The organism is Thiothrix unzii (assembly GCF_017901175.1).
In the GTDB taxonomy this organism is placed as follows: Bacteria; Pseudomonadota; Gammaproteobacteria; order Thiotrichales; family Thiotrichaceae; genus Thiothrix; species Thiothrix unzii.
In genome coordinates, this window is the sequence record NZ_CP072793.1 from 2,346,187 (window position 1) to 2,369,080 (window position 22,894).

General features: G+C 49.9%; 26 protein-coding genes. 12 read left to right on the forward strand and 14 right to left on the reverse strand.

Annotated features, from left to right (window positions below):
- Nucleotides 1-8 precede the first annotated feature (8 nt).
- A complete protein-coding gene (locus tag J9260_RS11700; RefSeq protein ID WP_210217940.1) occupies nucleotides 9-3,863 on the reverse strand; it encodes a DUF3683 domain-containing protein in 3,855 nt (1,284 codons plus the stop codon).
- 148 nt (nucleotides 3,864-4,011) lie between these two features.
- Nucleotides 4,012-4,305: a hypothetical protein gene (locus J9260_RS11705; protein WP_210217941.1), complete on the reverse strand. Its 294-nt coding sequence runs from the start codon at nucleotides 4,303-4,305 to the stop codon at nucleotides 4,012-4,014.
- Nucleotides 4,306-4,553: 248 nt separating this feature from the next.
- On the opposite strand from J9260_RS11705, the gene clpB reads away from it, so the two are divergent.
- Nucleotides 4,554-7,163 (forward strand): ATP-dependent chaperone ClpB, encoded by a 2,610-nt coding sequence (gene clpB, locus J9260_RS11710; RefSeq protein ID WP_210217942.1) that lies wholly within the window; start codon nucleotides 4,554-4,556, stop codon nucleotides 7,161-7,163.
- 51 nt (nucleotides 7,164-7,214) lie between these two features.
- On the opposite strand, the gene comJ is transcribed toward clpB, so the two are convergent.
- The 3 genes from comJ to J9260_RS11725 are packed head-to-tail and all read right to left on the reverse strand — an operon-like array spanning nucleotide 7,215 to nucleotide 8,749.
- On the reverse strand, nucleotides 7,215-7,667 hold the full coding sequence (comJ, locus tag J9260_RS11715; RefSeq protein ID WP_210217943.1) for a competence protein ComJ: 453 nt from the start codon (nucleotides 7,665-7,667) through the stop codon (nucleotides 7,215-7,217).
- 58 nt (nucleotides 7,668-7,725) lie between these two features.
- Nucleotides 7,726-8,124: a hypothetical protein gene (locus J9260_RS11720; RefSeq protein WP_210217944.1), complete on the reverse strand. Its 399-nt coding sequence runs from the start codon at nucleotides 8,122-8,124 to the stop codon at nucleotides 7,726-7,728.
- Entirely contained in the window at nucleotides 8,117-8,749 is a 633-nt protein-coding gene (locus J9260_RS11725; protein ID WP_210217945.1) for a YwqJ-related putative deaminase, read from the reverse strand. The genes J9260_RS11720 and J9260_RS11725 overlap by 8 nt, the downstream gene beginning before the upstream one ends.
- Nucleotides 8,750-9,032: 283 nt before the next feature.
- On the opposite strand from J9260_RS11725, the gene J9260_RS11730 reads away from it, so the two are divergent.
- Nucleotides 9,033-9,230: a type II toxin-antitoxin system RelE family toxin gene (locus J9260_RS11730; protein WP_246499418.1), complete on the forward strand. Its 198-nt coding sequence runs from the start codon at nucleotides 9,033-9,035 to the stop codon at nucleotides 9,228-9,230.
- Here J9260_RS11730 and soxA read toward each other — a convergent pair.
- From soxA to J9260_RS11745, 3 genes are all read right to left on the reverse strand, one after another.
- Complete coding sequence (soxA, locus tag J9260_RS11735; protein ID WP_210217946.1) at nucleotides 9,178-9,963, reverse strand: sulfur oxidation c-type cytochrome SoxA; 786 nt, start codon at nucleotides 9,961-9,963, stop codon at nucleotides 9,178-9,180. The genes J9260_RS11730 and soxA overlap by 53 nt on opposite strands.
- A complete protein-coding gene (soxX, locus tag J9260_RS11740; protein ID WP_210217947.1) occupies nucleotides 9,960-10,430 on the reverse strand; it encodes a sulfur oxidation c-type cytochrome SoxX in 471 nt (156 codons plus the stop codon). The genes soxA and soxX overlap by 4 nt, the downstream gene beginning before the upstream one ends.
- 112 nt (nucleotides 10,431-10,542) lie before the next feature.
- Entirely contained in the window at nucleotides 10,543-11,745 is a 1,203-nt protein-coding gene (locus J9260_RS11745; protein ID WP_210217948.1) for an MFS transporter, read from the reverse strand.
- A gap of 87 nt (nucleotides 11,746-11,832) precedes the next feature.
- On the opposite strand from J9260_RS11745, the gene J9260_RS11750 reads away from it, so the two are divergent.
- From J9260_RS11750 to J9260_RS11770, 5 genes are all read left to right on the forward strand, one after another.
- On the forward strand, nucleotides 11,833-12,975 hold the full coding sequence (locus J9260_RS11750; protein ID WP_210217949.1) for a molecular chaperone DnaJ: 1,143 nt from the start codon (nucleotides 11,833-11,835) through the stop codon (nucleotides 12,973-12,975).
- Nucleotides 12,976-13,033: 58 nt separating this feature from the next.
- On the forward strand, nucleotides 13,034-13,294 hold the full coding sequence (locus J9260_RS11755; protein ID WP_202717981.1) for a hypothetical protein: 261 nt from the start codon (nucleotides 13,034-13,036) through the stop codon (nucleotides 13,292-13,294).
- On the forward strand, nucleotides 13,291-13,728 hold the full coding sequence (locus tag J9260_RS11760; RefSeq protein WP_210217950.1) for a type II toxin-antitoxin system VapC family toxin: 438 nt from the start codon (nucleotides 13,291-13,293) through the stop codon (nucleotides 13,726-13,728). The genes J9260_RS11755 and J9260_RS11760 overlap by 4 nt, the downstream gene beginning before the upstream one ends.
- 157 nt (nucleotides 13,729-13,885) lie before the next feature.
- Nucleotides 13,886-14,311 (forward strand): helix-turn-helix domain-containing protein, encoded by a 426-nt coding sequence (locus J9260_RS11765; RefSeq protein ID WP_210217478.1) that lies wholly within the window; start codon nucleotides 13,886-13,888, stop codon nucleotides 14,309-14,311.
- Nucleotides 14,312-14,450: 139 nt separating this feature from the next.
- Nucleotides 14,451-14,906, forward strand: coding sequence for a transposase (locus tag J9260_RS11770; RefSeq protein ID WP_210217479.1), 456 nt, complete (start codon nucleotides 14,451-14,453; stop codon nucleotides 14,904-14,906).
- On the opposite strand, the gene J9260_RS11775 is transcribed toward J9260_RS11770, so the two are convergent.
- The gene (locus J9260_RS11775) at nucleotides 14,907-15,707 is read right to left on the reverse strand and encodes a hypothetical protein (protein ID WP_210217951.1); all 801 of its coding nucleotides are present in this window, start codon (nucleotides 15,705-15,707) and stop codon (nucleotides 14,907-14,909) included.
- On the reverse strand, nucleotides 15,708-15,851 hold the full coding sequence (locus J9260_RS11780) for a hypothetical protein (RefSeq protein WP_210217952.1): 144 nt from the start codon (nucleotides 15,849-15,851) through the stop codon (nucleotides 15,708-15,710).
- A gap of 156 nt (nucleotides 15,852-16,007) precedes the next feature.
- Here J9260_RS11780 and J9260_RS11785 point away from each other — a divergent pair, with 156 nt between their 5' ends.
- Nucleotides 16,008-16,580: a hypothetical protein gene (locus tag J9260_RS11785; protein ID WP_210217953.1), complete on the forward strand. Its 573-nt coding sequence runs from the start codon at nucleotides 16,008-16,010 to the stop codon at nucleotides 16,578-16,580.
- On the opposite strand, the gene J9260_RS11790 is transcribed toward J9260_RS11785, so the two are convergent.
- The 4 genes from J9260_RS11790 to J9260_RS11805 are packed head-to-tail and all read right to left on the reverse strand — an operon-like array spanning nucleotide 16,571 to nucleotide 19,927.
- Nucleotides 16,571-17,398, reverse strand: coding sequence for a segregation and condensation protein A (locus tag J9260_RS11790; protein ID WP_343231183.1), 828 nt, complete (start codon nucleotides 17,396-17,398; stop codon nucleotides 16,571-16,573). The two genes, J9260_RS11785 and J9260_RS11790, sit on opposite strands and share 10 nt — an antisense overlap.
- On the reverse strand, nucleotides 17,377-18,597 hold the full coding sequence (locus J9260_RS11795) for a tryptophan--tRNA ligase (RefSeq protein ID WP_210217954.1): 1,221 nt from the start codon (nucleotides 18,595-18,597) through the stop codon (nucleotides 17,377-17,379). Before J9260_RS11795 ends, J9260_RS11790 begins: the two co-directional genes overlap by 22 nt.
- Nucleotides 18,598-18,641: 44 nt before the next feature.
- The gene (locus J9260_RS11800; protein ID WP_210217955.1) at nucleotides 18,642-19,298 is read right to left on the reverse strand and encodes a site-2 protease family protein; all 657 of its coding nucleotides are present in this window, start codon (nucleotides 19,296-19,298) and stop codon (nucleotides 18,642-18,644) included.
- A gap of 2 nt (nucleotides 19,299-19,300) precedes the next feature.
- Entirely contained in the window at nucleotides 19,301-19,927 is a 627-nt protein-coding gene (locus J9260_RS11805; RefSeq protein WP_210217956.1) for an L-threonylcarbamoyladenylate synthase, read from the reverse strand.
- Nucleotides 19,928-19,978: 51 nt separating this feature from the next.
- On the opposite strand from J9260_RS11805, the gene J9260_RS11810 reads away from it, so the two are divergent.
- The 4 genes from J9260_RS11810 to ygfZ are packed head-to-tail and all read left to right on the forward strand — an operon-like array spanning nucleotide 19,979 to nucleotide 22,876.
- A complete protein-coding gene (locus tag J9260_RS11810; RefSeq protein ID WP_210217957.1) occupies nucleotides 19,979-20,596 on the forward strand; it encodes a septation protein A in 618 nt (205 codons plus the stop codon).
- Between the two features lie 27 nt (nucleotides 20,597-20,623).
- The gene (locus tag J9260_RS11815) at nucleotides 20,624-20,923 is read left to right on the forward strand and encodes a YciI family protein (protein WP_210217958.1); all 300 of its coding nucleotides are present in this window, start codon (nucleotides 20,624-20,626) and stop codon (nucleotides 20,921-20,923) included.
- 22 nt (nucleotides 20,924-20,945) lie between these two features.
- On the forward strand, nucleotides 20,946-21,842 hold the full coding sequence (locus J9260_RS11820; RefSeq protein ID WP_210217959.1) for a peptidylprolyl isomerase: 897 nt from the start codon (nucleotides 20,946-20,948) through the stop codon (nucleotides 21,840-21,842).
- Nucleotides 21,843-21,847: 5 nt separating this feature from the next.
- Nucleotides 21,848-22,876, forward strand: coding sequence for a CAF17-like 4Fe-4S cluster assembly/insertion protein YgfZ (ygfZ, locus tag J9260_RS11825; protein ID WP_210217960.1), 1,029 nt, complete (start codon nucleotides 21,848-21,850; stop codon nucleotides 22,874-22,876).
- The last annotated feature ends 18 nt before the right edge of the window (nucleotides 22,877-22,894 follow it).

A 22,894-nucleotide genomic window follows, 5' to 3' on the forward strand; every position in this document is an offset into this window, starting at 1 on the left:
GGCAGTAATTATAACAACACTTTCTCAATCCCACCGTGGGTTGCGGTATCAATAAAGTTTTTCTGCCAATCCTTACCCATCAGGTGATTCGCCATTTCCACCACGATGTAGTCGGTTTCCATGCCAGTATCATCAGCGTAACGCGATAAACCTTGCTGGCAAGCAGGGCACGAAGTCAGGATTTTCACCTTGCCCGGTTGCGCCATATCGCTGCCGGTTAACTCTTTGACTCCGGCTTTAAGGCTTTCGGTTTTACGGAAACGTAATTGGCTGGCTATATCCGGGCGACTTACCGCAAAAGTTCCCGCTTCCCCGCAGCAACGCTCACTCAGTACCACCTCGGAACCGGTCAACGCCTGTGTCACTTTCAACGGGTTCAGTTGCTTCATGGGGGAATGGCAAGGATCGTGGTAAACGTATTGGATACCGCTCACGCCGTCCATTTTCACGCCTTTTTCCAGCAAATACTCATGAATATCCAGCAAGCGGCAACCGGGGAAAATCTTACCAAACTCGTATTTCAGTAACTGATCCATGCACGTGCCGCACGACACAATCACGGTTTTAATATCGAGGTAACTTAACGCATTGGCAACGCGATGGAATAACACGCGGTTATCCGTGGAAATTTGCGTGCCTTTTTTCAAATCCCCGCCTGCATTTTGCGGGTAGCCGCAGCACAAATACCCCGGTGGCAATACCGTAGTCGCGCCGGTTTGGTACAACATCGCCAACGTAGCTAAACCCACTTGGCTAAATAAACGTTCCGAACCACACCCTGGGAAATAAAACACCGCATCACCGCGTGTATCGCCGGACAAGGTGGGGTTACGGATAATCGGAACCACACTGCTGTCTTCCAAACCCAACATCGCGCGGGTCGTTTTCGCCGGAATTCCGTTCGGCAACGGCTTTTTAATGAACTGAATCACCTGCTCTTTCAGCGGTGGTTTGCCTAAAGTTGAAGCGGGGCGTTTATTATCACCCAAAATCCCGGCTTTTTTCGCCAACTTATGCGCCCAACGTTGCGCAGTAAACCCGAATTGAATCATCCCCATCCGCATGATTTTAATGGTATCCGGGTCTTTCATATTGAGAAACTGCATGGATGCCCACGTCACCGGACTGGTCTTTTTCTTACCGCGCTCCAGCAAAATACTGCGCATCCGCATTGAGACATTGCCGAAATCAATATTGACCGGGCACGGGTTAAAGCATTTATGGCAAACCGTGCAATGATCCGCGACATCATTCATTTCATCGAAATGGCGAATCGAAACGCCCCGGCGGGTTTGTTCTTCGTACAAAAACGCCTCAATCATTAACCCTGTTGCCAAAATCTTATTACGCGGCGAATACAATAAGTTAGCGCGAGGAATATGGGTATTGCACACCGGCTTACACTTACCGCAGCGCAAACAGTCCTTAATATCGGTGTTTAACGCCCCCAGCTCATTGTGTTCCAGCAACAAAGCTTCGCGTTCCACCAAGCGCAATGATGGAGTGTAAGCGTGCTGCAAACCCGAACCTGGCATCAATTTACCCTTATTGAAATGCCCTTGCGGGTCAATCTCGTGCTTGTAAGTGGCAAATTCGTCGATTTCACGCGCATCAAGGTAGCGGTATTTGGTTAAACCAATCCCGTGTTCGCCGGAAATCACCCCATCCAAGGCGCGTGCCAACACCATAATCTGATCCACTACGCGCTCGGCTTCGTGCAGCATCTCGTAATCGTTGGAATTCACCGGAATATTGGTATGCACATTGCCGTCACCTGCGTGCATGTGCAAAGCCACGAATAAACGCCCGGAACGAATGCGCCGATGGATACCTTCCAAAGACTGCAACAATGGCTCCAGTTCACGCCCCACGAAAATATCCTGTAACGGGCGTACCACTTCCGTTCGGTAAGAAATCCGCAAATCACGCCGCAACAACAAATCAATCACCCGATCTTGCGGGCGTTGTGCTGCCAGTGCGGTAGCGTCCAACAAATCAGCATGATCAGCAGCAGGCGCGTCAAAATTGGCTAAAATCTGTTCCCAACGCGCTTTGCGTTGCTGTAAATAATCGACCGCGTGCGCTAATTTATTCGCCCAAATGGAACTGCGTTCGGCACTCGCCTCATAATCTGATACTGCACGCAACTCCGGCAATTCACCCGCCAAATACGCCAGCAAACCATCAATCATGCGCACCTTGTTTTGCATTGACTGACGAATATTGATGGTTTCAATGCCCTCGGTATAAGCCGCTAAATTCCGCAACGGAATTACCACGTCTTCATTCACTTTAAAAGCATTGGTATGCGCCGCAATCGCCGCCGTGCGCGAACGATCCGCCCAAAACTGCCGCTGGGCTTCCGGGCTAATCGCGGTAAAACCTTCCGCATTCCGCGCATTCGCCAAGCGCACCACTTCCGCAGCAGCACTGGCGACAGCCGCTTCATCATCGCTGACAATATCCGCAATCAACACCATTTTCGGCAAACAACCGCGCGCGCCTTTCGGGGTGTATTTCACCGCTTTGACGTAACGCTCATCCAAATGCTCCAGACCCGACAGCAATACATCATCACGCCCGTCCAGATAGTCCTTGATTTCAACGATAGCAGGGACAGCTTCATGCAAATCCGTGCCGTAAAACTCCAGACAAACGGTACGAATTTGTTCCGGCATCCGGTGCAAAATGAATTCCCCAGAGGTAATCAGGCCGTCACAACCTTCTTTTTGCACCCCCGGCAAACCACCCAAAAACTTATTGGTAACGTCTTTGCCCAAACCCTCCTTGCGGAAATAACGCCCCTCAAAATCGAGGGTCTGCGCCTCACCTTTGCGGGTTTTGCCATCGGCGTGGAAGCGTTGCACCGAAAATTGCACCTGAGCCTGATCGTGAATTTTGCCCAAGTTATGGTTTAAGCGCGTCACTTCCAGCCAATCTGCATCAGGCGTAACCATGCGCCATGACAGCAAGTTGTCGAGGGTTGTCCCCCACAGTACGGCTTTTTTACCGCCTGCATTCATCGCGATATTGCCGCCAATGGTTGAGGCATCCTGCGAAGTCGGGTCAACCGCAAACACCAAACCGTGCTTCCCCGCCAAATCTGATACCCGGCGCGTCACCAAACCTGCGCCTGTGCGCACCACCGGCACGGTTTTATCCACACCCGGTAAGTCATTGCGGTATTGCACTTCGCTAAGGAATTCGAGCTTTTCAGTGTTAATCACCGCGCTCATCGAATCCAACGGCACTGCCCCGCCGGTATAACCCGTACCGCCCCCACGCGGAATCACGGTCAAACCCAGTTCAATACACGCCCCTACCAGCTCCGCCATTTCCTCTTCGGTATCCGGCGTTAACACCACAAAGGGTAATTCCACCCGCCAGTCCGTCGCGTCGGTGACGTGAGATACCCGCGCCAAACCATCAAACTGAATATTGTCTTTGCGGGTAATTTTATGCAGACGCTTGCGGGTTTTTTCACGCAAATCGTATTCAGCCCGGAAACTGTCCGCAAAACGCGCCAACGCCGCCCGCGCCAATTGCACCATTTCCAGAGTCAAGGCATTGCCCTTGGAACGCTCTTCAATGGTTGCCACGCGCCCGTTGAGGGTATCCAGTAACGATTGGCGACGTTGACGATTTTCCAGCAAATCATCGTGGATATAAGGATTACGCTGCACAATCCACATATCCCCTAAGATTTCCAGCAACATGTGCGAGGAAATACCGGTTTCACGCTTCACGCGCAGTGCTTGCAAGATTTCCCACGCGCGATCACCTAGCAGGCGTTGCACGATTTCTTTATCAGAAAACGACGTATAGTTGTAAGGGATTTCCCGAATCGGGTGCATGGCTGTCATGACGGTATGAATGCTCTTGTGCAAAGATGCGTAGTGTAACGCGGCGCAGCATTGAAAAAAACCGTAGGAACGCAAGTGCTTAGGACAGAAGGCCAGCATGAGCAAGATTGACCACACTGGCAAGCGATAATTTAAGGCGGATATTTACTCAATCACACAAACAGGTTTGCTTGCCGACACAAGGTAAATTGCCAATATGGGCGGTAATCACATTCGCGGTATTGCGCAAACGCCGCGCACCGTAAGCATCCCCGTAGCTCTCACGATCGCGTGCCATCTGGCGCAACCGCTGGACTTTACCTGTCAATTCATTCTTGATCTGGTCACATGGTGTGTAACTAGTACCTTGGTAGGCACTTGCATTCGCAGTTGAACTCAGCATCATACCTATCGACATAACTGTCGAACTTGCCGCATAAAATAATCTTTTGGACATTTTCATTATTTAAACTCCTTTTTAAATAATCCACGAAAGGTGTTCATTTACAATTTTCAGTTTAGGCAGGAACACCCGTTTTCGTGGGAATGCCAGACGAATGGTGTGTTTTTCACGCCCACTAACCATTTGCTACCGATTTACTGACCTACATCAAACTTATCCACAGCCCCACCTTGAATTCCCTCACTTCCCACCCAAGATTTGTCCCATCCGACGCACTCGCGTCCAACCCAAATCAATAGGTAGCCCACATGAGAATGGACAAACTCACCAGCAAGTTCCAACTCGCCCTGCAAGACGCGCAATCGCTCGCGTTAGGGCGTGATCATCAATTCATCGAACCCGCGCACTTAATGATCGCGCTGCTCGATCAGGAAGGCGGTTCCACACGCGGTTTGCTCACCAAAGCCGATGTCAACGCCAACCAATTGCGCTCCAAACTCGGCGAAGCCCTCGACCGGATGCCCTCCGTGTCCGGCGGTGATGCAGGCAGCGTGCATGTGTCCAACGACCTCAGCAAACTGCTGAACGTCACCGACAAAATCGCCCAGCAACGCAAAGACCAATACATTTCCTCCGAACTCTTCATCCTCGCCGGATTGGAAGACAAAGGTACGCTCGGCAACCTGCTGCGTGAATGCGGTGCAACCAAAGGCGCAGTCGAAAAAGCCATCGAAGGAATGCGCGGCGGGCAAACCGTCAATGACCCCAACGCCGAAGACCAACGCCAAGCCCTCGACAAATACACCATCGACCTCACCGAACGCGCAGAACAGGGCAAAATTGACCCCATCATTGGGCGTGACGAAGAAATCCGCCGCATGGTGCAAATCCTGCAACGCCGCACCAAAAACAACCCCGTGTTGATCGGCGAACCCGGCGTAGGCAAAACCGCGCTGGTCGAAGGCTTGGCGCAACGCATTGTCAACGGCGAAGTTTCCGAAGGCATGAAAGGCAAACGCCTGCTCTCGCTTGACCTTGGCGCATTGCTGGCAGGCAGCAAATACCGGGGCGACTTTGAGGAACGCCTCAAAGCCGTGCTCAATGACATTGCCAAAGCCGAAGGCAATATCATCCTGTTCATCGACGAATTGCACACCATGGTAGGCGCAGGCAAAGCCGAAGGCGCAATGGACGCGGGCAATATGCTCAAGCCCGCCCTTGCCCGTGGCGAATTACACTGCCTCGGCGCAACTACCCTCGACGAATACCGCCAATACATCGAAAAGGATGCCGCGCTCGAACGCCGCTTCCAGAAAGTGCTGGTCGATGAACCGACGGTGGAAGATACCATCGCCATCCTGCGCGGCTTGCAGGAAAAATACGAAGTGCATCACGGTGTGGAAATCACCGACCCCGCGCTGGTCGCAGCCGCCACGCTATCACACCGCTACATCACCGACCGTCAGTTGCCAGACAAAGCCATCGACCTGATCGACGAAGCTGCATCCCGCATCCGGGTCGAAATCGACTCCAAGCCGGAGGTGATCGACAAGCTCGACCGCCGCCTGATTCAGCTCAAGATCGAACGCGAAGCCTTGAAAAAGGAATCTGATGACGCATCCAAAAAACGCCTCGCTGACTTGCAGGCTGAAATTGATCGTTTGGAAATCGAATCCGCCGATCTGGAAGAAATCTGGAAAAGCGAGAAAGCCGACGTGCAAGGCACTTCCCACATCAAGGAAGCCCTCGACCAAGCGCGGCTCGAATTTGAAACCGCCCGCCGCGCAGGCAATTTGCAACGCATGGCGGAACTGCAATACGGGCGCATCCCCGAACTCGAAAGCCAGTTGGCGCAAGCCGACGATGCTGCCGCCCACACCGAATCCAAAGCGCCCAAATTGCTGAAAACCAAGGTGACGGAAGACGAAATTGCCGACATTGTATCGCGTTGGACAGGCATTCCCGTCAGCAAAATGCTCGAAGGTGAAAAGGACAAGCTGCTGAAAATGGAAGAAGTGCTTGCCAAGCGCGTGATCGGGCAAACCGAAGCCGTGGTCGCAGTTTCCAACGCCATCCGCCGTGCGCGTGCCGGGCTTTCCGACCCTAATCGCCCTAGCGGTTCGTTCCTGTTCTTGGGGCCTACGGGGGTGGGTAAAACCGAACTCACCAAGGCGTTGGCGACCTTCCTGTTCGACACCGACGACGCGATGGTGCGGATTGATATGTCCGAATTCATGGAAAAGCATTCCGTTGCCCGCCTGATCGGTGCGCCTCCGGGCTATGTCGGCTACGAAGAAGGTGGCTATTTGACCGAAGCGGTGCGCCGTCGCCCGTATTCTGTGATCTTGCTGGACGAGGTGGAAAAAGCCCACCCCGACGTATTCAACGTGCTGCTGCAAGTGCTGGACGACGGGCGTTTGACTGACGGGCAAGGCCGTACCGTGGATTTCCGTAATACCGTCATTATCATGACTTCCAACCTCGGTTCGCACCTCATTCAAGAGATGTCGGGCGAAGCCAACTACGAGCGCATGAAAGCAGCGGTGATGGAAGTCGTTGGCACGCATTTCCGCCCTGAATTTATCAACCGGATTGACGAAACGGTGGTCTTCCATCCGCTGGATCAGGCCGAAATTCGCCAGATTGCCGACATCCAGCTCAACAACTTGCGCAAGCGTCTGGCAGCCCGTGATTTGGGCATCCAGATCAGCGATGCTGCGCTCGACCTGTTGGCAGAAGCTGGTTTCGACCCTGTGTACGGCGCACGTCCGCTCAAACGCGCCATCCAGCAGCAGGTTGAAAATCCGCTGGCACAGCAAATTCTTGGCGGCAAGTTTATGCCGGGGGATACGATTGCGGTGGGAGTGGAAGAAGGTCGGCTGACGTTTACGGCGTTAGTTGAGGCTGCGCAAGCCTAATCTTGTAGCTGTGGGTGAGGTAAAGTGCTTCATCCACAGCTACCACCTACTTCACGCAGGTTCAGCCGTCGTCAACAATGGATAGCTAGGAGAAAGTTGATCATCTACCTGTAACAACCGAAACTCTGCTTGCTCTCTCCGCACAAAGCTAAACTTAATCATATCGGTGGGTAACATTTCGCAATACAACGCAACTTCACCCTGCGGCAAATTCATAATAATACTGCCTCCAATGCTGGCAATCTCTACCTGACCCGATGCAGGTATACGGAAAGGAACCAAGAAGCTACGAACACTGTTTGGTGATGGGGAAAAGGTTGCGGCGTCAGATACCACGATATTGCCGCACATAACATCTTTGAGTGTTCTGAAGGATACACTGCCATCTCGCCAAGCAAATCCCTGCGCTGCGTGTGCTGGAGACCAATGATTAAAAGGTTGGGGTAAGGCTGGATCAAAAACGGCGATTTGTGCGTAACTGATATTCACCGTAACTTTCTGCATACTGGATTACTCGACTGTCTAATGGTTGCACGTATCCCCTACCACTAAGTGTCGTCGATTAAATTGATTGATCATCGCCAAGCCTGTTAAGCAGTTGGAAAAACCAACGCACTGTTTCAACAGAAAATGTTTCATCGGCGGGCACTGGGTACAATACGCACAAAACTGCCCGCATCGCAGTATCAACTTCGTCACCGATGGCAATGCTGCTTCCCTTGTTATCTAAATATTGCCAACATTGGGTACGTGCTGCATCCATTCGTTCAGGTGTCCCCCCCTCTTGAAGCCAATAAGATTGAGCTATTTCTAGTGATTCTTGCCCAACGGCAGGGAGCCGCGTATTCACGGAGGCTAAATAATGGCAGAGAAGCCGCATAAACTCCCTATGCTGTTCTTTTATCGGGAACTTGCTCTTTATTTGCTCAATGTATTGATTAATCATTTCATCATTAATCATGTTTGACTCCAAACTGATCCAAAAGATGTTGGCATGATGTGCAGGCTGGTTTCGGTGTTCCGTGTCCTTTGCCAGATGTCCCAATATTGACTGCCTTACTTGTTCCTCCCGCAGGATTCACACCCGCTTCTAATGCTTGGCTTACACAGCCTGCTTCTGCACAATGACCGTGCCAAGGTGCACGTTGAGAGAGAGGTACTTGATCAAGTCCAGATTTTACGCTGGGATGTAAATCACGCGCAGCACCTCCCGTACTAACATCCGTAAATACCTGCCCATTAACACGCAATTCAGCCGCTGCACCACTGGCTCGTCCAGCTTGCTGTGCAATATCTGCTGCCGCCTTTGCTGAACCCGCAGATTGTACTGCACGTGTTGTAGCATCTGGAATGTGGGTTGGTAAAAGATTATCGACTTTCCCTGCTGCCTTGGCTGCTTTCAATGCTGGAAGGTTTTCCGCCATGCCGACCAACACAACACCTGCATGTTCTGTTGCTGATAAATATTGCCCATTATTCCACGATTGTTGGGCTTTGGCTGCATTATCCCCAATACCCTGAATATCCGGGATAATTGCCTCCACCAAAGGACGGACGAACGCCATCCTAGCTTTGGCAGATTCCAAAGACTCCCCTTCAGACCACGATAAAGCTTCTTGGTATTGCTCTGGTGTTGGAAACGCAGGTTTTGCCTGCCCAGTAATCCTGAATGGCGGAAGCCTATGTCACCTAACAAAAAACAAAGGTGTTTTGGTCATTATCGGTGCTATTAAGCTGATGGACGGCAGATACCAAGTTTAACCAGAAGATGCAGAACCATCCAAAAAAGGCTATTATTAGTTCTGAATTTGGAATTGCTGGCAAAAGTCAGGGAGCGCGAAAATGAACCCAGCATCAAGGTAACGCTTGATGACTTATGAGCTAGCTTTCAAGGAAAGTGCCCTGCAAGAATGGCACAAGTTGGATGGCACTATCCGTACCCAGTTCAAAAAGAAACTGGCTGAACGTTTGGAAGCACCACATGTGCCTTCTGCGCAACTTCGCGGCGTAACAATCAATACCTCATCGCAGGCGTTTCAATCTTCAGCCCATTGGAACGTGCCATAATATACGCCCCCAACAACTTACTTTCTTCCGCATTCGGTGCAAAAGGTTCGGCACGCATCAATGTCAAACACTGCTTAATCCGCAGATCAAGGTTCGCCATTTCACCAGTATCCAAACGGTAAGCGGGGAAACCGTTGCCCTGCCCTTGGCTGATCTTTTGCCCGCGAATAAACTGCCCCGGATAATTATCATGGCAATGGGCGCACGACATATCAATCAAACCAAACCGTATGTGATAAAGCTCTTCGCCCTTTTTCAGCACGTCAGCCATTTCACCATCGGTTTGCACATTGACAGGTTCACCAATAGCCAAATGACGCACAAACGTTTCCAATGCAATTAATTCAGCGGAATATGCGGGTAACGACGTTTCACCGGATTGTTTTTCACGACAAATATTAATGCGATCATCCAATCGCACCACACCACCCAACGCTTTATCGTAAATCGGGTAACGGGCGAGTTTTTTCACGTCCAGCTTTTCGCCTTTTTCACCGTGGCAACTAGCGCATGATTTTCCCGAAGCAGGTTTTTGATTAAACAGCTCGCGCCCTTGCTCAACCGCAATATAACCCGTGTTTTCGACCTCATCATCCTGCATGGCGCGGGTTTCTTCTTTGACGAATTCATAACCTGATTTAGCAGGTTTAGGGGCTTCCGCCATTGCGTAGCCGGACACTGCCAGCAACAATAAACTGCCCACCAACAGGCGCGATAGCGTGCGTGTAATCATTTGAGTGTTACCAAGTAAGCGATGACATCTTCCACATCCTGAGCAGCGAGGAAAGTTCTGCCCTCGTAGCCTTTGCCGGGGCGATTAATCAGGCTAGGGTTTCGGTAAAAACCCGGCATAATCGAATTCGGGTTCAAATGGCGCGAATCCACCACCCGCAAGCGCAATTGCGCCTCCGACAAGCGATTAGCAACACCCGATAACGGTGGAGCAATCGTGCCGTAGGCTTCCACGCCCTTAATCGGCAATTCGTGACAGGCTAAACAATTCCCGCGAGCCGCATCAGCAACGACTTTCTCGCCGCGCGGTGCTTCGCCTTTCAAGCCGCACAATGACGCTGGAATCGAGTAGTTGACCATCTCCCATTTACAATACGCTTCAGGTGGCGGTGGCACACCTTCAGCTTCCGCCGCCAAACTTGGTGTCGTTGTAAATAGCAGGAAAATTAAAGTGGTTACAGTTTTCATAGTGTCATTCTATGCCTCTACACACAAACAAAATTGATTTAAATCAATACAACTTAAATCATTGTCACAGCAGTAAAAATCACCCCTGACTCGCCCAATTTGGCACAAGGAATCAGACCCAAACTCTACGCTCATCTGCCCGTTTCTGCCACCGATATAACCACATACTGCACCCCAACGTCAGGCTATAAACCAACAACGACCCCACCACAATGCCCAACCAGCCTTCCCACGCCCAAAAGGGCGCAAGCACAAACCCGCCGACACTCGCCCCCATGTAATAAAACACCAAATACAACGACGACGCACTCGCCCGCGCCTGCAACGCATGATTGCTCACCCAACTACTCGCCAGCGAATGCGTCAGGAAAAAACCCAAACTGCTCACCATAAACCCCCACACAATCGCATACAGGTGCGGAATCAGCGTCAACAACGTACCGCCCATCAACAACACAATCCCCAATCCCATTCCCACAGGCGCGGAAAAATACTGCGTCACCCGCCCCGACAATGCCGCCGCCAACGTGCCGCTCAAATACGTCAAAAACAGCAAACCCAGCGCGTGCGGCGACAAATAATACGGTGCAGCCGCCAATACAAACGTAATGTAACTGTACTGATTCAAGAAAATCATAAAGTTACCGCCCGCAATCAAAAATGCCACCAGCAATACCGGATTACGCAAATGCCCGCCCATATCCCGCGCAATGTGTAGCGGATGCAACGGCTTCGGGTGAAAATTCTGCGACTTCGGCAATAGCCACACAAACACCACCAGCAACACCGCACTCAGCACCCCCATTGCCCCAAACGCCGCCGCCCAACCGAAATGTTCCCCCACGAAACCACCTACCATGCGCCCCGTCACCCCGCCGAGACTGTTCGCACTGATATACACCCCCACCGCCAACACCACCGCTTTTCGGGTAAATTCATCGCCCATGTACGCAATCGCAATCGCAGGCAGCCCGCCCAAAAACAAACCCTGCAACCCGCGCAACACCAACAAACCCGTGTAACTTTCCACCTGCGACAATGCCAATGTCGTCAACACCGCACCCGCCATCGTCACCACCATGATCGGTTTACGCCCAATCGCATCCGACAATGGCCCATACACCAACAACGATAAACCCAGCGTCAAAATGGTAATCGTCAAACTCCAACTTGCCTCCAATTCCGTCAGATGGAATTGTTGCGCCAGTGTCGGCAACAACGACTGCACCACATGCAAATTAGCAAAAATCATCGCCGAACCAAGGCACAACGCCAACGTCGCGGCACGAAAAGCACGGGTATTCGCTTCAATCATCGCAATCTCCTGAATTTCTCCACAGCATACTGGAACAAAGCCGCACCTAATGCCACACTAACCGCAAAACCCTGTCAGGAAGACTCCATGCCCGCTAAAAAAGTTGTTCATATCAAAACCGCGCCCGCACAAGCCGTATTGTCGCCCGCGCAAAAGAAATTCAACACCCTGATTAAAAAAATCGACGCACAAAAACAACTGCTTGCAGAATGGCAGGAAACCTTCGAGCGTTGCCGCACCGATGCCGTCGACAAATTAGAACCGTTAAAACAAAGCATGAAGGAACAGCAAACGGCAATGGCGCACCTGCTGGATCAGCAATTCACCGCCAATAAATTCACCAAAAACCAACAAGAAAAACTCACGCACCTCATCGTGGAACTCTGCGAAGAATTGCTACGCAGTGGCGACAACGACGAATTGAAAGCCATGTATAACAAATACACCGCCAGCGACTACGATACCGAAGCGGAAGAAGAACAAATGATGGCAAACGAGTTCATGAAATCCATGCTCGAAAGCGAATTCGGTGTAACCTTAGACGACGATGACTTCGACCTGACAAACCCGCAGGCAACCGCCGAACGCCTCGCCGAAAAGGTCAAACAACGCGAAGCCGAGGCAGAAGCCGCTGCTGCTGTCCTCCCCCAACGCAAAAAATCCGCCAAACAACTGGCAAAAGAAGCCAAGGATGCGGAAGAAGCCGCCAATGTCAGCAAATCCATCCAAGCCGTTTACCGCCAACTCACCAGTGCCTTGCACCCCGACCGCGAGCAAGACCCGGTAGAACGCGAACGCAAAACCGAATTGATGCAACAAGTGACCGTCGCTTACGGCAATAAAGACTTGCTGAAACTGCTGGAATTGCAGCTCGCGGTTGAGCAAATCGACCAAAGCAAACTCAGCAGCCTGAGTGCCGAACGCCTCAAGCATTACAACAAAGTCCTCAGTGACCAACTGGCTGAATTACAAGAAGAAGTCATGCTCAAAGAAGATCAAATCCGCATGATGGTACAGATTCCACCGTTTGAACCGCTTTCACCCAAACGCCTTGCGATGTTACTCAAGCAAGACCTTCAAACGATGCAGGCCGAGATTAAACGTATCCAGCAAGATCTGCGGCAGTTTAAAGATGTGAAAAATCTTAAAGCATGGTTGAAAAGCTTCCAGCTACCGGAGCCAGACTTTGGGTTTGCCCCGTTTTTTGATGGATTTCCGCCGTTTCGTTGATGATAGGCCAGTCATGTCACGCTATACTCACTAATAGTATTACTCAGGAGTAAGCACTATGCAGCGTATTAGTATTACCATAGACAACACACTAAAAGATCAACTGGACAACACCATCCCCAAGGGAGAACGCGCCCGCTTTGTTGCCGAAGCCATCCAGCAAGCTCTGGAGAACTGGCATCGTCAACAAGCACTCGCCATGTTACAGAACCTCACCCGCTTTAAAGTCGATCACGACTCGGTTGAAACCTTGCGTCATATTCGTCAAGAACGGGGAGAATATTTGGCAGCAAGGCATCAACCGGAGCCGCAACCGTGAAATCGTTGATCATTGACACCTCTGTTTTCAACAAGCTGTATTTGGAAGAAGCCGATAGCGAACAGGCGTTAGTGCTCTTTGCTCGCGCCACTAATCGTGAGTTTAATCTGCAAGCACCGGATTTATTGTATTTGGAAGTAATCAGCACAGCTAACCACTATCACGTACCGATTGATTTTGTTAGCCAGTTGCTGGATTTTCAAACCCGTCACTTATTGCCATTGCGGACACTCACACGGGCGGAAATGAAAAAAGCCATCGAAATCACCCAACAAGGTCATCCACAAAGCGGCTATCCTTCCATTTACGATAGTGTCTTCCATGCAATGGCCATGTGTAACGATGCCATACTTGTTACGGCAGATAAGCGGCATTACGAGAAGACCAAGCACTTGGGGAATATTATTCAGTTGAAGGATTGTGAGACGCTATAGTTTCACCGTCTTCAATTGCGTTCAGCCTGCTGAAGATCACTGATCATGGTTTCCAATGTGGCAATCATAGTGGGAATAAGTAACTAGCTAGAAGTTTCCACGTATAAGATCCTGCTGGTGTAAACTGGTAGTTTGTCACTTAAGAATGTCCGCACCGATGAAATTTGCCCAGCCGATCCCTGAAGAAATCCGCGTGACCTTGCAGGAAATGTATATGAACCACCCTACATTCCGCTGTCGTCAACGTGCGCAAGCAATTTTGTTGAGTACACGCGGCTTTACCCTTGCGGAACTGTGGTCAATCTTGGATGTACGGCGCGATGCCATCAGTGAGTGGCTCGACCGCTGGGAACATGAAGGGCTGCTGGGACTTTACGACCGTCCCCGCTCTGGTTGCCCCCGGATATACACAGAAGCTGAAGTAGCGTTGTTGAAAACCCTAGTGGACGAAGAGCCACGCCAAATCAAGACGGCTCAAACCAAACTGGCTGATCTAACCCAGAAAGTAGCCAGTACCAGCACCTTGAAACGCCTGTTAAAAAAAAGTTCCACTACCTCTGGAAGCGGATGCGTAACTCATTGAAAGATAAACGTGACCCCGTGGCTTTCAAGCGTGAGCAGGAAATTCAAGCATTACTCCACCAGCAAGCGGCGGCTGGCAAGTTGCTTATTTACTACTTCGATGGTTCAGGTTTTACCACAACTCCTTGCGTCCCTTACGGGTGGCAGAAACGGGGGAAACACGCAGGCTACTCACAGCTCAGAGCAAACGCTTGAATGTCTTGGGTTTTATGAGCCTAGACAACGATAGTTTTTTCCACACGGTGGAAGGGCGCGTTGACTCACAAGCTGCCATCGCCGCCTTTAATGCCTTTGCTGACCGTTATGCCGAAGAATTTGCACAAACAAAAATACCTTGCTTGGTTATTCTGGATAACGCCCCGATACAAACCAGCAAAGCCTTTCTTGGTAAACGTGAAGATTGGATGTTGGCGGGAATTTGCTTACATTTTTTGCCAACCTACAGCCCTGAACTCAATCCTATCGAAATACTCTGGCGAAAAATCAAATATGAATGGTTGCCGCTGGATGCCTATAAAAGCTACAAGGACATGAAGGAACTGGTGTTAGCTATACTGGCTGGCTTTGGCGAAAAATACACGATAACTTTTGGATAATTACTTATGTTTAATGACTTCACCGGTAGTACTTTCACCGATAATGAAATCCTGATAATTCTTCTCTTTTTTTATAAAAAAACTAATGGCTTTTTTTACACTAACAGGATAAATAACCTTTTTTGCTAAAAAACGTGAAAAAGCGATGTATCCATGAGAACTATAAACATCATCCCTTATGTATCTTGCATATATTAAATTATCTGCTTTAACTTCAAAATCACATTGATCAGATGAGTAGTTAGAAATACTTTCATGAGAATATCTTCCATTATCACAGCACATTACAAAACATGTATTTTTTATTGATATAAACTCAATGATCAGCTTTGTTTTTACTTTTATTTCACCATCATTAATAATAATCGCATCAATCTCCTCACCGCCTTCAATGATCTTAATATATTTATTACTCTTATCATCATAATATAAATTATGAAACAAGCGAAACTCTTCAAGAACTTCTATTCTTGCAGGTTTTATATCGAAGAAATCTCTATGTATGATTAAAGGCTTTACTGAATCAAAATCCATGAAATACTCATACTCAATGTATTCCTCCCCATCCTTCTTTGAAACCCAGTAGTCTGGCTTAGACTGCTCTGTATAAAAATCAAAGCTATATTTACCTAGTGAAACATGAATTTCATCCCATGGTATAAATGCGCAAGAGAAGCAACCATAAGTATTTTCCTCATGAAATCTTTTATCAACGATAGTCCAAGTTTCATTACCCCATTTATTTTCAACAGTATCAATCAAGTCTGTTTGCAGCAAATACTCTAATTCATTCTTCATCATTTAACCCCGCTCCACCTGAGCAATATTCTCCCGCGTCAACCCATGCAACCCATAAACCACCGCATTCATCTCCCGCTCTTTCGCCTCAATCACCACCTGTAACTCATCCAAATTTTTATCCAGCGTGATAATCTGTTTACGCAAAAAGCATTGGCAGCAAGTGCGGGGGGCGAATCTGCTGTGGTATCACTAAAAATCACTGGGGTTTCTGTAATCCGTTGCTGTTGCAAGGATTGTAGCACGCAGCACAAGCTGCCCCTATAATGCCGCACAGATTCGTTTTGGAAAGAGGAACCCCCAGTGCGCATACGCCTGAAAACCAAGTGGAATAAGCAGGAACGTGAAGTTTCGTTAGAAGATACCGTCAGTGTGCTGGCGTTTAATACCTGGAAAATCGGGATGCAGACCCTGGTGGAAATCGAGAACGAGAATTTCCAGACCGACACCCAAATGCAGCGAGTGATGATCATGGAAGAAATCATGGCGTTCATGATTCACGTCCTCGACCGCATCGCTCACGACGTGCTGAATGATGAAGACCGTGCGGCGATGATCACGATGTTCGCGCTGAAAATCGCGGATCATGTGCAAGATAATGCGCGTGATTTTGGCGGCCCCGGCGATTACCGCAACCCGTTCATCAACAAGCTCAATCAGCGCATGGAAGATTACGCCGACACCACTTGGGGCAAAGTCGGGCAGGAACCGGGTTTTTCAATGAGTTTGGCGTTCGGTAATTTCATCGCAGAAGCGGTGGGGCCCCGTGATCGCAAATGGGTGCTGGACTATATCCAGCGCACCCTGATGCCCGAAGTTCTCAGCACCTACAAAAAAGTCCTGACCCGCTTAGGTATGTTGGAAAGTCAAAAATAATCGCTGCTCGCGGGGCGTATGTAAAATGCCGCATACGCCTCATCGCCTTGCACCGCGTCAATCAGGTGCGCTTTGAGCAATTCCAGCACCGCCATTAACGCCACGACTACGCCGCGCCGCCCCTCCTCAACATTGAATAAATCCACGAAAGGCACATAACCGCGCTCTTGCAACAAACTCAAAATGTGTGTCATACGCTCACGGATCGACAACTGTTCGCGGCGGATTTGATGATGGCTAAACATATCCGCACGCTTCAACACATCCTGAAACGCCAGCAATAATTCTCGTAACGACACTTGCGGCGGCGGGCGCGGAGCTTGCGGAAAATCCGCTGTGGTATGCGTCACCCAATGCTCACGTTCCAGACGCGGTAAGGTGTCCAGCTCGGCAGCGGCGTGTTTACACTGCTCGTATTCCTGCAACTGGCGCATTAATTGCGCACGCGGGTCGTCTTCCTCTTCCACCAATGCGGCTTGGCGCGGCAATAACAAGCGCGATTTGATTTCTGCCAGCATCGCCGCCATCAGCAAATATTCCGCCGCCAAATCGAGGTTAAACTCTTTCATCAACTCGACGTAGGCGATGTATTGCTCAGTAATGTGCGCAATCGGGATGTCGCAAACATCGAAGTTTTGCCGCCGAATCAAATACAGCAGCAAATCCAACGGGCCTTCAAACGCTTCCAGAAATACCGCCAGCGCGTCCGGTGGAATGTATAAATCCTCGGGCATGGTGATGACTTTCTCACCACGTACAATCGCCAGTGGTATCTCGGTTTGCGTCCCCTCTCTCATCACAAATGATGCGTAAAGCACATCGCTTCCATGACATCGGCCAAGGTTTCCCGTGCCACTTGACGAGCGGCTTCCGCACCGTCACGTAAAATATCGCGCACCCGCCCACGATCTTCTTCAAAGTCCGCCGCCCGTCGCTGAATCGGTGCAAGCTCAGTTTGTACCGCTTGGATCACTGGCTGTTTGCACTCAATGCAACCAATACCCGCACTGCGACAACCTTCCTGCACCCATTGCTTGGTGGTTTCATCGGAGTAAATTTCGTGGAACTGCCATACCGGGCACTTAGCCGGATCACCGGGATCAGTACGGCGGCAACGTGCCGGATCAGTCGGCATGGTGCGGATTTTCTTTTCGACGTTTTCCGGTGATTCGCGCAAGGCAATGGTATTGTTGTAGGACTTGGACATTTTCTGCCCATCCAATCCCGGCATTTTCGAGGCTTTGGTTAACGCGGCTTGCGGTTCAGGCAGGATGATTTTTCCGGAGCCTTCCAAATAACCAAACAAGCGTTCACGATCACCCAACGACAGGTTTTGCTGTGATTCCAGTAACGCCCGCCCAACTTCCAACGCTTCGCCATCGCCTTTTTCTTGGTATTGGCGGCGCAAATCACGGTACATTTTGGCTTGTTTCTTGCCCATTTTAGTGGCGGCTTGTTCGGCTTTTTCTTCAAAACCGACTTCGCGCCCGTAAAGGTGGTTGAAACGCCGCGCCACTTCGCGGGTCAGCTCAATGTGTGCTACCTGATCTTCACCCACCGGCACACGATCCGCTTTATAGATCAAAATATCCGCCGATTGCAGCAATGGGTAGCCCAAGAAACCGTAAGTCGCTAAATCGCGCTCTTTGAGTTTTTCCTGCTGATCTTTGTAAGTCGGGACACGTTCCAACCAACCCAGCGGGGTAATCATCGACAATAACAAATGCAATTCCGCGTGTTCCGGCACGTGCGATTGAGTAAACATCGTTGCCGAACTGGGGCTAATGCCCGCTGCCAGCCAGTCAATCGCCATGTCTTCGACGTGTTGGGAAATGCCGTCCGGTTTTTCGTAATGGGTTGTCAGCGCGTGCCAATCGGCAACAAAGAAAAAGCACTCGTAATTAAGCTGCATTTCCACCCAGTTTTTCAGGACACCGTGATAATGCCCCAGATGCAACAAACCCGTTGGGCGCATCCCCGAAACGACGCGCTGATTGTGTGAAGGCGTACTACTCACGCTAATACCTTGTGTTATGTGTTTTAACTAAAAATGACAAACAGTTACAGGAAAATGTGCCCTAACAATGCGGCTAATGAAGCCACCAACGGCGACATAACTGCACTCAGAACCCCGAAATACAGCAAGGCCACCACGATAATCATACCGTAAGGCTCCACCTGATCCATCACCCGCGATAGACTCGGTGGCAATACCCCGGACAATACGCGCCCGCCATCCAGCGGTGGAATCGGTAATAAATTAAACACCAACAACACCAAATTGATTACGACCCCGTTACGGCTCATATCCATGAAACCGCGTGCGATATTCTCATCACCAATCCAGCTTGCCGAAAATGATAAGGCCAGCATCCATAAAATCGCCATAATCAGGTTCGCGCCCGGCCCTGCCGCTGCCACCAAAATCATGTCTTTGCGGTAATTTTTCAAGTTCCGAAAATTCACCGGCACTGGCTTTGCCCAACCAAATAAAAATGGCGCATTTATCAACAATAGCACCGCAGGCACAGCCACGGTTCCAATCGGGTCAACGTGTTTAATCGGATTTAACGACAATCGCCCCAGCATTTTTGCGGTACTGTCACCGAGCTTATGCGCCACCCAACCGTGAGCCACCTCATGCAGGGTAATCGCAAACAGGACAGGAATCGCCCAAGTCGCCAACCCATACATAAAGGTATTCAGATCAAAATCCATGCTTAATGCTCCACTAGCCAGTCAATACTGCCCTTGCCTTCGCGCAGCACTTGCGGGCGTGCCTCCATCAAATCGACCACCGTAGTGGGTTCATGCCCACAGAAACCGCCGTCAATAATCAAATCCACCTGATGTTCCAACGACAAACGGATTTGGTAAGGGTCAATCATCGGCAAATCCTCGCCCGGTAAAATCAGGGTGCTCGACATCAACGGCTCGTTAAGCTCCTGCAACAAGGTCTGCGTCACAATATGCTCAGGCAAACGTACCCCTACCGTTTTACGTTTGGGGTTTTGCAACCGCCGTGGCACTTCGCGGGTCGCTTGCAGGATAAAGGTATAAGGCCCCGGTGTTAATGATTTAATCAGACGGTAGTTGATATTATCCACAATCGCGTAAGTGGAAATTTCTGACAAATCGCGGCAAATCAGGGTGAAATTGTGCTTATTGTCGACGCGGCGAATGCGCTGAATACGCTCCATTGCTGATTTATTACCCAAGCTACAGCCAATCGCGTAACTGGAATCGGTTGGAAATACCACAACGCCACCGTCGCGGATGATTTGAACCGCCTGACGTACTAAGCGCACCTGGGGGTTTTCGGGATGAATTTGAAAATACTGACTCATTGTTCAATTATCGTTTAGAATGGGTGACTTTAACCGATTATACCAATACGTATGAAGTTCCTGTTTGACTTTTTCCCGGTTGCGCTCTTCTTTATCGTTTACAAGTTCTTTGGTGACTTGCCGCCTACGTGGATTGCCGCCGCCAACCAGCTTCCGCTGATGTCGTTAAATCAAGCTGAACCCAAAGATGCCATCTTGCTGGCAACCTTGGTAATTATTCTAGCGACTGTATTGCAGAATGTGCTGTATTTTATCATCCACCGTCGTTTCGAGAAGATGCACCTGATTACCCTCGCGGTATTGCTGGTGTTTGGCACGCTCACCTTATTCCTGAAAGACGCGCTGTTTATCAAGTGGAAAGTGAGCATTATCAACTGGGCATTCGCGCTGGCCTTTATCGGCAGCCTGTACGTCGGCGCACGCAAAACCTTAGCAGAGCGCATGATGGGCAACGCGATTCAAGTGCCTGCGGCGATTTGGGTACAAGTAAACTGGATGTGGGCAGGTTTCTTTGCATTCGTAGGGGTTGTAAATTTGATTGTTGCCTATAACTTCAGTGAAGATTTCTGGGTTGATTTCAAAATGTTTGGGGTATTGGGGCTGACCTTCGTGTTTATCATTGCACAAGTGCTGTACCTGCAAAAATACGCCACCAACGACACCGAATAGTTACAAAACGTTAAGGACGCTTGGGTTATGTTATATGTCATTATTGGCGAAGATGTTGAAAACAGCTTAGCCGCACGCTTAGCCGCACGCCCGGCACATTTGGAACGGCTGTTTGCGTTACGCGATGCGGGGCGTTTACTGGTTGCTGGGCCTAATCCAGCGATTGATGCTACCGACCCTGGCGAAGCGGGTTTCAGTGGCAGCGTTATTATTGCCGAATTCGACTCGCTGGAAGCCGCTCAAACTTGGGCAGAAGCCGACCCTTACCGGGACGCTGGTGTTTATCAACGAGTTACCGTCAAACCTTTCAAAAAAGTCTTACCTTAAACAATAGAGGAAAACTAAAACAATGCGCATCAAAACTAACAAAATCTTGATCTCTGGGCTGTTGGGTTTTAGCTTAATGGCGAGCAATCTGCACGCAGAAGACACCAACGTCGCTACCGTCAATGGTCAAGCTATCTCCAAAGAAACCCTGAATACTGTCGTTGAAATGGTCAAGCGTTCGACTCAAGGCGGCGAAACCATTGACAACAAAACCATTCTGGAAGACCTGATCATTACCGAACTTGCCCGCCAGGAAGCCAACAAATCCGGTTTGGCAGAGCGCGAAGACATCAAACAAAAGGTGAAAGATTTCACCGATAAACTGGTGTTGAATGCATGGACACAGGAAAAAGCAGGTTCTTTCAAACATACTGATGATGAACTGAAAGCCGCTTACGACAAGCAAATTACCGCTGGCGACAAATACGAATACAAAGCACGTCATATCCTGATGAAAACCAAGGAAGAAGCCCAAGGTGTCATCAAGGATTTGGAAAACAAAGTAGACTTTGCTGACTTGGCGAAAAAATCTTCTGATGGCCCATCAGCGGCGAACGGCGGTGATTTAGGCTGGTTCAAGCCTGCTTCCATGGTGAAGCCTTTCGCAGAAGCGGTGGCAGCAATGGAACCGGGCGCGGTAACGAAAGAGCCGGTACAAACTGAATTCGGCTGGCACGTCATCAAATTAGAAGAACGCCGCGAAGTGAAAGCACCGGAATTCGACAGCGTAAAACCGCAATTACAACGCCAACTGGAGCAGGAAAAAATGCTCAAGTATATGGATGAATTGCGTGCTAAAGCTGACGTAAAAATCACCCTGCCTGAAGAAAAACCGGCAGAAGCTAAAGCTGATGACAAAAAAGCTGACGCTAAACCGGAAGAGAAAAAGGCAGAAGAAAAACCTGCTGAGAAGAAATAATCGCTATGAAACCAGAATGGAAAGATTTTCTGATTGGTCACGGTGCGGAATTTGCGGGTGATTCACTCGTATCCTTCGGCAACCCTGAACGTGAACGCCGTATCCCACCGCAAGGCGCGATTCTGTGTGATCTTTCACACTTTGGTTTAATCAGCGTAAGCGGTGACGATGCGACGAGTTTTTTGCAAGGTCAATTAACCAACGACATCAAGCAAGTGTCTGAAAGCATGTCGCAGTTCAGTGCTTATTGCACCCCCAAGGGTCGGGCATTGGCAACGTTTTTCATCACGCAACGCCGGGGTGTTTACTACCTGAGCGTTGCGCGTGATTTACTCGAACCGATGCTGAAACGCTTGCGGATGTATGTGATGCGCTCCAAAGTCGTGCTGGAAGATGCCAGCACGTCCTTGGTGCATTTTGGTTATGCCGCGCCGGATGGTAATCAACGCTTGCACGATCTGTTTGGCGTTGCTCCAGCGGCGGCCTACGACACCGTGCAAGTCAATCAATTGACCATTATGCGTCAACCTGCGCCGATTCCGCGTTTCAAGATTTTGGGTGAATTAAGCGAAGCCAAAAAACTCTGGGAACGCTTGAATGTGAATTCGGCGTGCGTCGGGCGCAGCAGTTGGGAGTATTTCAACGTGCTTTCCGGTGTGCCGATGGTTTCGCAAGCCAGTACGGAAGCATGGGTTCCGCAAATGCTTAATATGCATTTGACCAATGGAGTCAGCTTTACCAAAGGCTGTTTCCCCGGTCAGGAAATCGTCGCGCGGTTAAAATATTTGGGTAAAAGCAAACGCCAAATGTACCGAATCGGCATTCCGCATTGCATTAAAGTGCCAGCGGTGGGCGCGTTAATTGCCTCTGCCAATGACCCGGAAGCCGCCACCGTACTGAATGCGACACTCAACCCCGATGGTGAAGTCGAAGCATTGGTAGTGATGAAGATTGCCGAAGCGGCAACACCGCTGCATTTCGGTGAATTTAGCGTCAAGGTGCTGGATTTACCTTACGCTCTAGAAGACGCATAAGAAACACCTCCACCCAGC

Bases quoted from the DNA above. Each gene is read 5' to 3' on its own strand.
- J9260_RS11700 (WP_210217940.1), bottom strand. From the start codon at position 3,863: ATGACAGCCATGCACCCGATTCGGGAAATCCCTTACAACTATACGTCG.
- J9260_RS11705 (WP_210217941.1), bottom strand. From the start codon at position 4,305: ATGAAAATGTCCAAAAGATTATTTTATGCGGCAAGTTCGACAGTTATG.
- clpB (WP_210217942.1), top strand. From the start codon at position 4,554: ATGAGAATGGACAAACTCACCAGCAAGTTCCAACTCGCCCTGCAAGAC.
- comJ (WP_210217943.1), bottom strand. From the start codon at position 7,667: ATGCAGAAAGTTACGGTGAATATCAGTTACGCACAAATCGCCGTTTTT.
- J9260_RS11720 (WP_210217944.1), bottom strand. From the start codon at position 8,124: ATGATTAATGATGAAATGATTAATCAATACATTGAGCAAATAAAGAGC.
- J9260_RS11730 (WP_246499418.1), top strand. From the start codon at position 9,033: ATGACTTATGAGCTAGCTTTCAAGGAAAGTGCCCTGCAAGAATGGCAC.
- soxA (WP_210217946.1), bottom strand. From the start codon at position 9,963: ATGATTACACGCACGCTATCGCGCCTGTTGGTGGGCAGTTTATTGTTG.
- soxX (WP_210217947.1), bottom strand. From the start codon at position 10,430: ATGAAAACTGTAACCACTTTAATTTTCCTGCTATTTACAACGACACCA.
- J9260_RS11745 (WP_210217948.1), bottom strand. From the start codon at position 11,745: ATGATTGAAGCGAATACCCGTGCTTTTCGTGCCGCGACGTTGGCGTTG.
- J9260_RS11750 (WP_210217949.1), top strand. From the start codon at position 11,833: ATGCCCGCTAAAAAAGTTGTTCATATCAAAACCGCGCCCGCACAAGCC.
- J9260_RS11755 (WP_202717981.1), top strand. From the start codon at position 13,034: ATGCAGCGTATTAGTATTACCATAGACAACACACTAAAAGATCAACTG.
- J9260_RS11765 (WP_210217478.1), top strand. From the start codon at position 13,886: ATGAAATTTGCCCAGCCGATCCCTGAAGAAATCCGCGTGACCTTGCAG.
- J9260_RS11775 (WP_210217951.1), bottom strand. From the start codon at position 15,707: ATGATGAAGAATGAATTAGAGTATTTGCTGCAAACAGACTTGATTGAT.
- J9260_RS11800 (WP_210217955.1), bottom strand. From the start codon at position 19,298: ATGGATTTTGATCTGAATACCTTTATGTATGGGTTGGCGACTTGGGCG.
- J9260_RS11805 (WP_210217956.1), bottom strand. From the start codon at position 19,927: ATGAGTCAGTATTTTCAAATTCATCCCGAAAACCCCCAGGTGCGCTTA.
- J9260_RS11810 (WP_210217957.1), top strand. From the start codon at position 19,979: ATGAAGTTCCTGTTTGACTTTTTCCCGGTTGCGCTCTTCTTTATCGTT.
- J9260_RS11815 (WP_210217958.1), top strand. From the start codon at position 20,624: ATGTTATATGTCATTATTGGCGAAGATGTTGAAAACAGCTTAGCCGCA.
- J9260_RS11820 (WP_210217959.1), top strand. From the start codon at position 20,946: ATGCGCATCAAAACTAACAAAATCTTGATCTCTGGGCTGTTGGGTTTT.
- ygfZ (WP_210217960.1), top strand. From the start codon at position 21,848: ATGAAACCAGAATGGAAAGATTTTCTGATTGGTCACGGTGCGGAATTT.